This is a genomic window from Rhodococcus sp. P3_B8 (assembly GCF_056402775.1).
This window is the reverse complement of the sequence record NZ_JBFUGT010000190.1, coordinates 1-12397: the sequence shown is the minus strand read 5'-3', so window position 1 is coordinate 12397 and position 12397 is coordinate 1. Positions and strand designations below refer to the sequence as shown.

At 66.8% G+C, this 12397-nt stretch carries 9 protein-coding genes; 2 read left to right on the top strand and 7 right to left on the bottom strand.

Annotated elements, in window-relative coordinates:
- Positions 1–15: 15 nt before the first annotated feature.
- The 4 genes from AC1D1G_RS32410 to AC1D1G_RS32395 form a co-directional block, all read right to left on the bottom strand.
- Positions 16–1230, bottom strand: a complete 1215-nt coding sequence (locus AC1D1G_RS32410) for a DNA polymerase III subunit delta' (protein WP_477955275.1) — start codon at positions 1228–1230, stop codon at positions 16–18.
- 52 nt (positions 1231–1282) lie between these two features.
- The gene (gene topA, locus AC1D1G_RS32405) at positions 1283–4204 is read right to left on the bottom strand and encodes a type I DNA topoisomerase (protein WP_283354206.1); all 2922 of its coding nucleotides are present in this window, start codon (positions 4202–4204) and stop codon (positions 1283–1285) included.
- A gap of 137 nt (positions 4205–4341) precedes the next feature.
- On the bottom strand, positions 4342–4926 hold the full coding sequence (locus AC1D1G_RS32400) for a hypothetical protein (protein WP_477955274.1): 585 nt from the start codon (positions 4924–4926) through the stop codon (positions 4342–4344).
- Positions 4927–5067: 141 nt separating this feature from the next.
- Positions 5068–5271 (bottom strand): cold-shock protein, encoded by a 204-nt coding sequence (locus AC1D1G_RS32395; RefSeq protein ID WP_005248460.1) that lies wholly within the window; start codon positions 5269–5271, stop codon positions 5068–5070.
- 397 nt (positions 5272–5668) lie between these two features.
- Here AC1D1G_RS32395 and AC1D1G_RS32390 point away from each other — a divergent pair, with 397 nt between their 5' ends.
- The gene (locus tag AC1D1G_RS32390) at positions 5669–8032 is read left to right on the top strand and encodes a DEAD/DEAH box helicase (RefSeq protein WP_477955272.1); all 2364 of its coding nucleotides are present in this window, start codon (positions 5669–5671) and stop codon (positions 8030–8032) included.
- 5 nt (positions 8033–8037) lie between these two features.
- Here AC1D1G_RS32390 and AC1D1G_RS32385 read toward each other — a convergent pair whose 3' ends face one another.
- Both AC1D1G_RS32385 and AC1D1G_RS32380 read right to left on the bottom strand, forming a co-directional pair.
- On the bottom strand, positions 8038–8820 hold the full coding sequence (locus AC1D1G_RS32385; RefSeq protein ID WP_283354204.1) for a CoA-transferase subunit beta: 783 nt from the start codon (positions 8818–8820) through the stop codon (positions 8038–8040).
- The gene (locus tag AC1D1G_RS32380) at positions 8817–9737 is read right to left on the bottom strand and encodes a CoA transferase subunit A (RefSeq protein WP_005248463.1); all 921 of its coding nucleotides are present in this window, start codon (positions 9735–9737) and stop codon (positions 8817–8819) included. Before AC1D1G_RS32380 ends, AC1D1G_RS32385 begins: the two co-directional genes overlap by 4 nt.
- A gap of 110 nt (positions 9738–9847) precedes the next feature.
- On the opposite strand from AC1D1G_RS32380, the gene AC1D1G_RS32375 reads away from it, so the two are divergent.
- Positions 9848–10744: a LysR family transcriptional regulator gene (locus AC1D1G_RS32375; protein ID WP_280782888.1), complete on the top strand. Its 897-nt coding sequence runs from the start codon at positions 9848–9850 to the stop codon at positions 10742–10744.
- A gap of 9 nt (positions 10745–10753) precedes the next feature.
- Here the strand turns inward: AC1D1G_RS32375 and AC1D1G_RS32370 are convergent, their stop codons facing one another.
- Complete coding sequence (locus AC1D1G_RS32370) at positions 10754–12163, bottom strand: MFS transporter (RefSeq protein WP_105421745.1); 1410 nt, start codon at positions 12161–12163, stop codon at positions 10754–10756.
- Positions 12164–12397 lie beyond the last annotated feature (234 nt).

Here is a 12397-nt window from a genome sequence, read left to right as displayed (position 1 = left end):
GGCGAGTCTAGCGCCTCAACCCCGAGTATGCGAAAACGGCTCCCTGAACGCATCGCCGAGAGTGGCCACCATGGCGTCGACAGCCCACTGCGGTTTGACGTTGACGGTGATCGCCTCGCGGCACTCGAGGACGGCTTCGATGCACTTCAGAAGGCCTTCCGGCGTTGTTCGCGCGGCGAGGTCGGCCGCCCGATCCGCCATGTCCGGGTGGTTCGCGGCCGCGTTCGATTTCCATGCGACGGCGAGCGCGTCGCGGTAGAGACCGGCCAGATCGATCAATGCACGGTCGAGTGCGTCACGGCCCGTGCGAGTGGCCCTGGACTTCTGGCGCTTCTCGAGATCCTTCAGCACGCCGGCCGAGCCTCGCAGAGCTCCGGCAGCACCCTTGCCGGTGCCGCCCGCCCCCAGCGCGGTGCGCAACTCCTCGGTCTCCTGCTCGTCCCTGGACGCGCTCATCTCCTTCGCCTCCGCATCGGCCGAACGCACCAGTTCCTCCGCCGCGGCGAACGCGGTGGCGGGTCGCAGTGCCGCGACAGCGAGATCCAGAGCGTCCTTACGACGCACTTTGGCATTGAGATCTGTCGCAAGACGTCGGGCGCGCCCGACGTGACCGCCGCTGATCGAGGCTGCCAGTCGCGCATCGGCGGGATCCAGGCCGTCCCGCTCGCGCAGGACCTTGGCGATGGAATCAGCCGACGGGGTCACGAGATGGACGTGCCGGCAGCGCGACCGCAGCGTCACGGAGATGTCCTGCGGGTCGACGGAGGGCGCACACAACAGGAACACGGTGCGATCCGGCGGCTCCTCCACCACTTTCAGGAGGGCGTTGGCCGCCCCCTCGGTGAGCCGGTCCGCGTCCTCGACGACCACGATCTGCCAGCGCCCGGTGCTCGGCCGTCGGGCGGCGGTCTGCACGATGGCGCGCATCTCCTTGACGCTGATGCTCAGGCCCTCGGGGACGACCTGCCGGACGTCGCCGTGGGTACCGGCCATCGCTGTGGTGCAGGCGTKGCAGACGCCGCAGCCCGGAACGCCGTCGCTGGTGCATTGGAGTGCTGCGGCGAAACACTGCGCGGCCACCGACCTACCCGATCCGGGYGGGCCGGTGAACAGCCACGAATGCGTCATCGAGGAGCCCATCGCACCGACTCCGCGACGGGCCGCGGTCGCCGCGGCCGTCAGCTCGGCCTCGACGTCCTCTTGGCCCACCAACCGGTCGAATACCGTCACCGCGCCAGCCTAACCGGCACATGCGACAGCACGACCGGCCCGAGGTACCGGCTCACGCCTTCTTGTCCGCTGCCTTCTTCGAGGCCGCCTTCTTGGCCGGCGCCTTCTTGGCGGCGGTCTTCTTTGCCGCCTTCTTGGCCGGCGCCTTCTTCGCGGTCGCCTTCTTCTTGACGGGACCGCGGGCACGCCGATCCGCCAGCAGTTCCGAAGCGCGGGCGTCGGTGATGGACTCCACCTCGTCGCCCTTGCGGAGGCTGGCGTTGGTTTCACCGTCGGTCACGTACGGCCCGAACCGGCCGTCCTTGATCACCATCGGCTTCTCGCTGACCGCGTCGACGCCCAGCTCACGCAGCGGCGGGGTGGCCGCGGCCTGACGACCGCGGCGCTTGGGCTCCGCGTAGATCTTCAGAGCCTCGTCGAGGGTCACCGTGAACATCTGGTCCTCGGTGGCGAGGGACCGCGAATCCGTCCCCTTCTTCAGGTACGGGCCGTAGCGACCGTTCTGCGCGGTGATCTCTTCCTTGGACTCCGGATCGACACCCACGACGCGCGGCAGCGACAGCAGCTTGAGGGCGTCGTCGAGGGTCACCGTAGCCAGGTCCATCGACTTGAGCAGCGAACCCGTCCGTGGCTTCGGACCGGTGGCCTTCTTCGCCGCCGCCTTCTTCGCGGGCGCCTTCTTGGCAGCTGTCTTCGTCTTGGTCGTCCCGTCGCCGGATTCGTCCGTCACCGGCACCACTGCCGGTTCGGGCTCCGGTTCCGGCTCGGGAAGGATCTCGGTGACGTAGGGGCCGAAGCGGCCTTCCTTCGCGACGATCTCGTGGCCGGTGAGCGGGTCGACGCCCAGCTTGCGACCCTCCTGCGGCGTCGAGAACAGCTTCTCCGCGTACTCCGGTGTCAGCTCGTCCGGCGGAAGGTCGTCGGGCAGGTTGGCCCGCTGGGAGATGAGGTCGCCCTCGGGATCGTCCGGGTTCTGGACCATCCGCTCGAGGTACGGACCGAACCGTCCGACGCGGACGTGCACTTCCCGTCCCTCGGCGTCGTCGAAGAGCCTGATCGAGTTGACCTCGCGAGCGTCGATCTCCTCGAGGTTGACGCCGACCATCTTCTTCAGGCCGCCCTCACGGGCAACCGAACCCTCGGCGCCGTGATCGCCGCCGAAGTAGAAACTGCTCAGCCAGTTGCCGCGCTGTTCCCGGCCACCGGCGATCGCGTCGAGGTCGTCTTCCATCCCGGCGGTGAAGTCGAAGTCGACCAACCGCCCGAAGTGCATCTCGAGGAGACCGATGACGGCGAACGCCACCCAGGACGGGACCAGCGCGCTGCCGCGTTTGTAGACGTATCCGCGATCGAGAATGGTCTTGATGATCGACGAATAGGTGGACGGGCGGCCGATGCCCAGCTCTTCGAGGGTCTTGATCAGGCTCGCCTCGGTGTAGCGGGCGGGCGGGTTGGTGGTGTGGCCGTCGGGGTCGAGCTTGGTGGCGGTGACCGCCTGGCCCTCGACGAGCACCGGCAGGCGCGACTCGGCGTCGTCGGACTGGCCGCCGGCCTCCTCGTCGACGCTCTCCACGTAGGCCTTCAGGAATCCGGCGAACGTGATGGTGCGGCCCGAGGAGGAGAAGGTGCATTCCTCGCCGGTGCCCGCGGTTCCGGTGATCCGCAGGGTCAGCGTCGTGCCCCGCGCGTCCGCCATCTGCGACGCCACGGTCCGCTGCCAGATCAGCTCGTACAGGCGGAACTCGTCGGTGTCGAGGCGGGAGTGCAGCTGACCAGGGGTCTGGAACACGTCGCCGGCCGGGCGGATGGCCTCGTGCGCCTCCTGCGCGTTCTTGACCTTGCGCGTGTACTGGCGCGGTGTGTCGTGCACATACTCGGCGCCGTACAACTCGGTGGCCTGCGCGCGGGCGGCAGCGATCGCCGACGACGACAAGGTCGTCGAGTCGGTACGCATGTAAGTGATGTAGCCGTTCTCGTACAGCCGCTGCGCGATGCGCATGGTCCGCTCGGACGTGAAGCGGAGCTTGCGGCCCGCCTCCTGCTGCAACGTCGACGTCATGAACGGCGCGTACGGCTTGCGGGTGTACGGCTTGCTCTCGGCGGAGGAGACGGTGAGGTCGACACCGGCGAGGGACTCGGCCAGACGCTGCGCCCGCGCCTCGTCCAGAACCGTGACGGTGCTCGTCTTCAGCTGGCCGTCCGCGCCGAAGTCGCGGCCGGTGGCCACCCGGGAGCCGTCGACGCTCACCAGACGCGCCCCGAAACTGCGGGGGCTGGCCTCGGCGCCGGCGTCGAGGGTGGCGGAGATGTCCCAGTAGGACGCCGAACGGAAGGCCATCCGCTCGCGTTCGCGCTGCACGATGACGCGGGTGGCGACGGATTGCACGCGGCCCGCTGACAGCCTCGGCATGACCTTCTTCCACAGCACGGGGCTGACCTCGTAGCCGTACAGACGGTCGAGGATGCGGCGGGTCTCCTGAGCGTCGACCAAGTCGGTGTCGAGTTCGCGGGTGTCCTCGGCCGCGGCGCGGATGGCCGGCTCGGTGATCTCGTGGAAGACCATCCGGCGAACCGGGATCTTCGGCTTGAGCGTCTCGAGGAGGTGCCAGGCGATCGCTTCGCCCTCGCGGTCGGGGTCGGTGGCCAGGAAGAGTTCGTCGGCGTCCTTGAGGAGACTCTTCAGCTCCGTGACCTTGGACTTCTTCTCCGGACTGACCACGTAGAGCGGTTCGAAATCATGGTCGACGTTGACGCCGAGCCGCGCCCACGACTCACCCTTGTACTTGGCCGGGACGTCTGCGGCTCCGCGCGGAAGGTCGCGAATGTGGCCGACCGACGCCTCGACGACATAGTTCTTTCCGAGGTACGGGGCGATCTTCCGGGCCTTGGTCGGCGACTCGACGATCACGAGGCGGCGAGGCTGGCCGGACGCTCCCGCCGCACCCTGTGCACTGCCGTTGTCCCCTTTAGCCACCTGTAGCCCGAGCCTTCCTGAAGTCGATCGCTGCCACTCGACAGTTGTGCAGACAAACCCTTTTATACCCGGTTCGCCTATTACTAGAGTGACATACCCGGAACCCATCCTCGCAGATCAGTACCGTCTACGCGGCTCTACACGTGGGGCCAACCGGTACGGTCGTCCAAATTTCCGGGCGCCTCGCCGATGCTCTCGACGAGTCTGCCGAGCCTACGCCGACCCGAGATTCGGAGCCCCGGACCGGAGCCACGGGTGCCGATCAGCGTCGGCGCGATGCCCGCTCTCATCAATGCCTGAGCCAACGGCGCGTGGGTATCCGGGGCGTGCGGATCGAGTCCGAGGACGAACCGCTCCCCCTCCGCTTCGGACCTGCCCGACGCGAGAGCCCACACCCTCAGCTGACGCCCCGACGGCACCCAGCCGGAGGGCACCGCCTTGACCGCTCCCCTCGTCCACTGGTCCGCGAGCGGCCGCAAATCGACGACCGACGCGGTGCGGACCAGAGGGCTTCCCTCGTCGCTGCGCGTGATCTCGACCTCGAGTCCGGCCTGGTCGATCAACTCCGCAATCGCCTCCGCCCTCCACTGCGCGTCGACCACGATCGAGATCCGCGCACGCCCGGCCGATGTGACCACCTGACCCGTCGCGGCGAGAAGACCGCACAGATCGGTGACTGCCGGCGGCATCGCCTCCGCGGAGAAGAAGGAGAGCTGGCTCACTGAAGTACCCCCTTATGCCACGGCACCGTTGCCGTGAAAACGACTCGTCCCCCACCGCCTCAGGCGATGGGGGACGAATCAGACGCGGTCACGAGGACCCCGCCTATCTGATTTACGTGTTCACGAATGTGAACGGCAGAATCAGACTGCGCGAACGCCGGTAGCCTGGGGGCCCTTGGTGCCCTGGCCGACCTCGAACTCCACGCGCTGGTTCTCCTCGAGGGTGCGGAAGCCGCTGCCCTGGATCTCGGAGTAGTGAACGAAGACGTCAGCGGAGCCGTCTTCGGGTGCGATGAAGCCGAAGCCCTTTTCCGCGTTGAACCACTTCACAGTGCCCTGTGCCATGCTTTTCCTTCTCTTTCTAACCACCGGATTCGGCGGACAGCACATACAGTCCGCCGGGCCGGTTCCGACCGCTGTACTTCTAGATTTCCCCCTCAGGAAAAGCAGAGCACCGCGTTCGCAACATCGATCCTGCGAACGTTCACTCTTTCAAGCCTACGAACACAGAAGCTGCGACCAGTTGTAGTCAACCATGAACTCCGCGAACGCAACAGTCGAAATCCGAACAATTCACACAAAAAGTTGATCTTGTAGCGAACAGGCACGAAACAGTGGATTGACGCGGGGGTCACGACACCCCGGGCGACAGCCCCGGAGAGGCACTCGTTATCATCAAATGCGCAGGTCGTGGCGGTGTGGAAGCTACTCGCCCGTCCCCTACGACAGCCCGGAGACATCAGTGAGCACACCGTTTTCACCACGTGACGACAGTGGAAATACGGGCGAAACATACGGCCGGGCGCTGCTGAACCGAGTCCTCGAGGGCGTTCCCCGAGACGAAAACCCGCTCACTTTCGCCGCCGAAATGCCTGCCCGGACTTCTCAGCTGTCGGAATGGCCCGCGTGGGCGCACCCGAGCGTCGTCCGGGCCATGCAGGAGAACGGGATCCCCCGTCCCTGGACCCACCAGGCCGCCGCCGCCGACCTGGCACATCACGGGACGAACGTCGTGGTGTCGACCGGCACCGCCTCGGGCAAGTCCCTGGCCTACCAGCTTCCGGTACTCACCACTCTGGCAACGGATCCGCGGGCGACCGCCCTTTACCTCTCGCCGACCAAGGCGCTGGGAGCAGACCAGCTGCGGGCCGTGACCTCGCTCATCGACTCGGAAGTCCTGGACGCCGGGGACGACCTCCGGGGCGTGTGCCCGTGCGTGTTCGACGGCGACACCCCGCTCGAAGTGCGGCACTGGGCACGGGAGAACTCGCGGTGGCTCTTCACGAACCCCGACATGCTGCACATCTCCCTCCTCCGGACCCATCAGCGATGGGCGCACTTCTTCCGGAACCTGGCCTACGTGGTGATCGACGAATGCCACTCCTACCGTGGTGTCTTCGGCTCGAATGTCGCGCTCGTGCTGCGGCGGCTCCGGCGCATCGCGGCACGGTACGGCGCCGAACCCGTCTTCGTCCTCGCGTCCGCGACGACGGCGGACCCCGGGGCGGCGGCGTCACGGCTGATCGGAGCGCCCTGCGCCGAGGTAGTGGAAGACGGTTCACCACACGGTCCCCGGACGGTCGCGCTGTGGGAACCCCCGCTCATGCGGGAGGTCACCGGGGAGAACGGAAGCCCCGTTCGACGGCCCGCCGGTTCGGAGGCCGCGCGCATCATGGCCGACCTGATGGTCGAGGGGGCCCGCACGCTCACCTTCGTGCGCTCCCGCAGGGGCGCGGAACTGACCGCGATGGCGACCAAACGCCTACTCGGGGAGATCGATCCCGAACTCTCGTCGCGAGTCGCGTCGTATCGAGCAGGGTACCTCGCCGAGGATCGGCGTGAGCTCGAGACCGCACTCGCGGACGGCACACTGCTGGGGGCGGCGACGACGAATGCGCTGGAACTCGGCGTCGACATCGCCGGCCTCGACGCCGTCGTGGTCGCCGGATTCCCCGGCACGGTAGCGTCGTTCTGGCAACAGGGAGGCCGGTCCGGGCGACGCGGCGAAGGATCGCTCGTAGTCCTGGTCGCGCGTGACGACCCTCTCGACACCTACCTCGTCCACCACCCGTCCGCGCTGCTCGACAAACCCGTCGAGGCGACCGTCACGGACCCGAGCAATCCGTACGTCCTCGGCCCGCAGTTGCTCTGCGCAGCAATGGAACTACCACTGTCCGACGCCGAGGCCGAGGCGTTCGGGGCGATCGACGTTCTCGGAAAGCTGGCCGAGCAGGGCCTGATCCGCCGGCGGGCACACGGCTGGTTCGTCACCGCCGGCACAAATCCTCATGGCGCAGTGGATATCCGGGGTGGAATCGGAACCCAGGTGGCAATTGTCGTGTCGGAATCCGGACGCATGCTCGGAACTGTCGACACGGGCCGCGCTCCCGCCACAGCACACCCCGGCGCCGTCCACATCCATCAGGGTGAGTCGTACGTCGTCGACGAACTCGACCTCGACCAGGGACTCGCGCTGGTGCACGCGGAGGACCCCGACTGGACGACGTCGGCCCGCGAGACCACCGAGATCACCGTCACCTCGGTGCTCGAGCAGAAGCAGTTCGGCGACGTCGAGGTGGCGCTCGTCGAGGTGGAGGTGACCCATCAGGTGATCGGGTACCTGCGACGGCTGCCTTCGGGCGAGGTCCTCGACGCGGTCGAACTGGACATGCCGAAGCAGACCCTCCCCACCCGCGCCGTGATGTACACCGTCACCCCGGAACTTCTGGTGCGGGCCGGTGTTCCGGCCGAACGCGTGCCCGGTTCGCTCCACGCCGCCGAACATGCCGCTATCGGGCTCCTGCCTCTCGTCGCGGTGTGCGATCGAGGCGACATCGGCGGCGTCTCGACGGCGGTGCACGCCGACACCGGACTTCCGACTGTGTTCGTCTACGACGGTCATGCAGGCGGCGCCGGATTCGCCGACCGGGGTCACGCCGAACTCACCCGCTSGCTCGGCGCGACCAGGGAAGCGATCGAATCGTGCGAATGCACGTCAGGCTGCCCGTCGTGCGTGTACTCACCGAAGTGCGGAAACGGCAACGACCCCCTCGACAAGGACGGCGCGATCCGGGTCCTGACGGCGGTATTGGACTCGCTCGGCTGACCGGGTCAGCGCAGATACAGCCGAACCGTGTCGATCACATCGCGGAGCAGGTGAATCTCCTCGCGGGTCGGCGGGACGGTGACGGTGAGATCGTCCGCGACCTTCAGCTCCCAGCCGGTCTGGGCTCGCACGTCGTCGACGGTGACCCCCTCGTGCACGCTGACCAGTTCGAGTTCGTCGAACGGGCCCTGCCGCGACAGCACCCCGAGGTTCGTGAACACCTTCGTCACCCCTCGGCCTCGAGGCATGATCCCGTCACCTGCGGCCCGGGCCCGGACGGGACTCGGCGACGTGCAGAAGTCGAGTTCCGCGGGGAAAGCGCTGGGGTCGTGTCGGCGCATCACCACGAAGATCTCGCCGGCGTTGGGCATGATCTCCACGGCGCCACCGGCACCGGGCAACCGGACCGTCGGCTTGTCCCAGTCTCCGATGATGCTGGTGTTGAGGCTGCCGTACCGGTCGATCTGGGCCGCGCCGAGGAATCCGACGTCGACGTTGCCGCCCTGCAGCACGTAGCCGAACAACGCTGACATCGACACCACCGACTCCGCGCCCGACACGACGACCGAGTCGGCGATGCCCTCGGCCATCGCGGCGGGGTGGGCGCCGCACACTCCCGATTCGTAGATCAATTCGACGTCCGGGTTACTTGTCCTCTTGGCGAGATCGACGGCGAGAGTCGGCAAGCCGACGCCGGCGAAGACGCGCCCCTTCCCGGCGAGTTCGCGGGCGGCGACGGACACGATGATCTCCGTCGCCGAGACCTCTCCGAGTGGTGCTGTGCTCATTTCCGGCTCCCGTAGTCGACTGGTTCGGAGAATCGAGGCTCGACGGCGAGGTCGTTCCAGTAGTCGCCGCCGAGTTTGTCCAGGTACTCGTCGTGATTCGCGGTGCCATGGATCCACTCCTTCAGCCACGCCTGCAGGAGTGCGGAGTCCTTGCTGATCGCGGTCCAGCGTCGGTAGAACGCGCAGTCCCGGTCGTAGTAGCCCTGCACGTAGGACGGATGCGCCCCGCGCGGACAGACGACGACGGCATCGACCGCGTGAGAAGGGATCAGCGTGCGGCTGGGGTCGGAGCGGACGACCTCGTCGTCGACGATCTCCTCGACGACCACGATCGCCTTCCCCGCGGCGTACACCGCTTCCTGCTGAACCCCGGAGATACCCCAGATCTGCACGTTGCCGTGACGGTCGGCGCGCTGCGCGTGAACGATGGTGACGTCCGGGTTCAGCGGAGGCACGACGTACACGGTGCCCTCCCCGTAGGGATCGTCGACGAGTCGAATTCGCGGGTTGAGCCGCGGAAGGTCGCTTCCGGCATAGGAGCGCAGCGGAAAGAACGGGAGGCGCGCGGCGCCCGCCTGATAGCGGCAGACCATTCCGTAGTGGCTGTACTCCTCGACCTCGAGGGCAACCGGATCGTGGTGCTCGATACGGCGTCGCAACTCGTGCAGGGATCCGGCGGATCCGCTCGCGAAGAACGAGGCCACGAGCTTGGTGACACAACCGGCGGCCACGAGTTGATCCGACACGATGTCGGGCGTCATCCGGCACAGCGTGAGGTTCTGCCGCTGCTGCCGGATGATCTCGTGGGCGGCCGCGAACGAGATGAGATGCGAGAAGCCCTCGAGGCACACGGTCATGCCGTCTTCGACGTACGTTCCTATGGCTTCCGCCATGCTGACCACTTTGCTCATCGCCATGCCCTTCTCCGGGACGACGGGACGTCGCCTCGGGACCTTCCCCACCGGATTACCGCCGTTTGACTCAATAGTGTTGACAAATCTGTTGCCGGAACTGCAATAGTTCTCCCGTGGAGATTTCTCAGATCACTGCCTTTCTCGCGGTCGCCGAGGAGTTGCACTTCGGCCGCGCCGCACAGCGCCTGCACTCGGCCCAGCCGCCGCTGAGCCGCACGATTCGGCAACTGGAAAAGCAGCTCGGGGCAACTCTTTTCGAAAGAAACACGCGGAACGTGCGGTTGACCTCCGCCGGTGAGGCACTGCTCGGCCCGGCACGCGAGATCCTGGACGCCTGCCGGCTCGCGGAAATCGCCGTCGCCGCCGCCGGGCGCGGACAGGTCGGCCGGGTCCGCATCGGCTTCGCCGGAGTCTCGTCCCACCTGCTCATCGGGCGGTGGGCGAAACTCGTCCGGCACACCCATCCGGGTATCGAATTCGTTCTGGACAGTTCCGCTTTCGCGAGCGAAGCACTGAACAAGCTCCTCGACGGAACCCTCGACATCGGTCTGGTCCGGTGGATCTTCACCCCGCCGGGCATCGCGTCTCGCGTCATCCTCAACGAGGAATTCGTGGTGGCCCTGCCCACCGACCACCCGCTCGCGGGCAGGGACGGCGTTCGCATCGAGGAACTGGCCACCGAGCCGTGGGTGACGCTGCCCGCCGATCCCGGATCGGCGCTGCGCGACTCCCTGCAGAGGGCGGCCCACGACGCCGGTTTCACGCCCCGGATCGTGCAGAGCGCCCCGGACTCGATGGCGTTGATGGCGTTGGTGTCCGCGGAGGTCGGCTGCGCGTTGACCGTCTCCTCCGTGGCCGAGAACGTGAACAACCCGGATGTCGTGTTCCTCCCGCTGGTCGGCGGTCCCAGCACCCTGCAACTGCGGATCGCGTGGCGAGCGGACGACGACAACGCCGCCTTGCGGGAAGTCCTCCGGCTGTCCGAGGAGGCATTGCCCACGCCGGAATGACCTGCGCGGTCAGGTGTGGGCTGTCGCACGGGCCTGCCCTGCACTGGGAGCGGTGTCCACCGCATCGTCCTCATCGATGTCGAGCTGCAGTTCGTCCGCGTCGGATTGCTCCGCGGTCGACAACCGGCGCGCGTCGAATCCGGTCCGGTTCAGCAACAACAGCGTGCAGACCAGGGAGACGGCGGCATAGCCGGCCGACACGAACGCAACGCCGACGATGTTTCCGGACGAGTTGAGCATCCACTGCGCCAGCACCGGGGTGCCGCCGCCGACGACCAGCGAACACAGCTGGTAGGCCGCGGAAAGACCGGTGTAGCGGATGTTGGCGGGGAAGGCACGCGCGAGCACTCCGGCGATGGCGCCGTAGAACATCGAGTGCGGAATGGTCGCGAGGCACATCGCGACGACGGCAATGGCGAAGTTCTCGGTCCGGATCGCGAAGAACATTGCCGGCATCAGAACGAACTCGGGAATCACCATGATGCACATGGCTTTCCGCATGTCGATCCGGGACACCAGGACGGCGCCGAACGGCTGCACGATGAACTGAACCACGAGGGCGATGGCGATGGCGCCGAGGAACGTGCCCCGGTCGTAGCCGAGTTCGCTGGTGGCCCAGGACAACGCGAAGGTGTTCTTGAAGTACGTCACCTGGGCCAGGGGCAGCGCGCCCGCACCGAGGAGGACGAGGACCCAATGTTTGCGCAGCACCTCACCGATCGGCAGTGCGACGGTCTTCTTGCGCTTCAGCACGGTCTTCATCGCGTCCGACTCTTCGAGCTTGAGACGGATGATCATGCCGACGATCACCAGGGCCGCGGAGATCAGGAACGGGATGCGCCAGCCGTAGAGCACGAACGCCGGGGTGGGCATGGCGGAGAGCAGGAAGAACGCCATCGTCGCCAGGAGGTTTCCGGCGGGCGACCCCTGCTGGGCGAACGCCGAGTACAGAATCCCCTTCCCCTTGGGTGCGTTCTCACTGGCGATCAGGACAGCCCCGCCCCATTCACCGCCCACTGCCACACCCTGGACGACCCGGAGGAACACCAGGGCAGCGGGCGCCCATATTCCGATCTGCGCGTAGGAGGGCAGGAGTCCGATTCCGACGGTGGCGGTGCCCATCATCATGAGCGTGATGACCAGCGTGTTCTTCCGACCGATCTTGTCGCCGAGATGGCCGAAGACGATGCCGCCGATGGGACGGGCGAGGAACCCGGCCCACAGCGTGACGAACGCGAGGAGCGTTCCCATGCCCGCCGGCAGGGTGTCGGAGAAGAACACCTGACCGAAGACCAGCGCCGACGCGGTGCCGTAGATGTAGAAGTCGTACCACTCGATCGTGGTGCCGATGAACGAGGCGATACCCGCCCTCCGCGCCTTTGTCTCTGCCTCGGTCCGCTTCGGTGGTGCCGTGGTCATGTAATGCCCTCTCTCGCCAAAGGGAGTGGTGTGGATAAAAACCAGCTCGCATCAGTGAGACTCGCATCACAGGATCCATGCCGTCCAATACTTCCTGAGCGGCGGACTATTCCGAATCTGGTCATAGTTGCCGAAACCTCCGACACGCTGGCGTGATGCGAGTCACCGGCCCGCCTCTTCGCTTCGATGTCACTCCGCGGGACCTGCCCTCGCCACGGCGCGGGCATCCCGGAC

Bases quoted from the DNA above. Each gene is read 5' to 3' on its own strand.
- AC1D1G_RS32370 (WP_105421745.1), bottom strand. From the start codon at position 12,163: ATGACCACGGCACCACCGAAGCGGACCGAGGCAGAGACAAAGGCGCGG.
- AC1D1G_RS32380 (WP_005248463.1), bottom strand. From the start codon at position 9,737: ATGGCGATGAGCAAAGTGGTCAGCATGGCGGAAGCCATAGGAACGTAC.
- AC1D1G_RS32395 (WP_005248460.1), bottom strand. From the start codon at position 5,271: ATGGCACAGGGCACTGTGAAGTGGTTCAACGCGGAAAAGGGCTTCGGC.
- AC1D1G_RS32385 (WP_283354204.1), bottom strand. From the start codon at position 8,820: ATGAGCACAGCACCACTCGGAGAGGTCTCGGCGACGGAGATCATCGTG.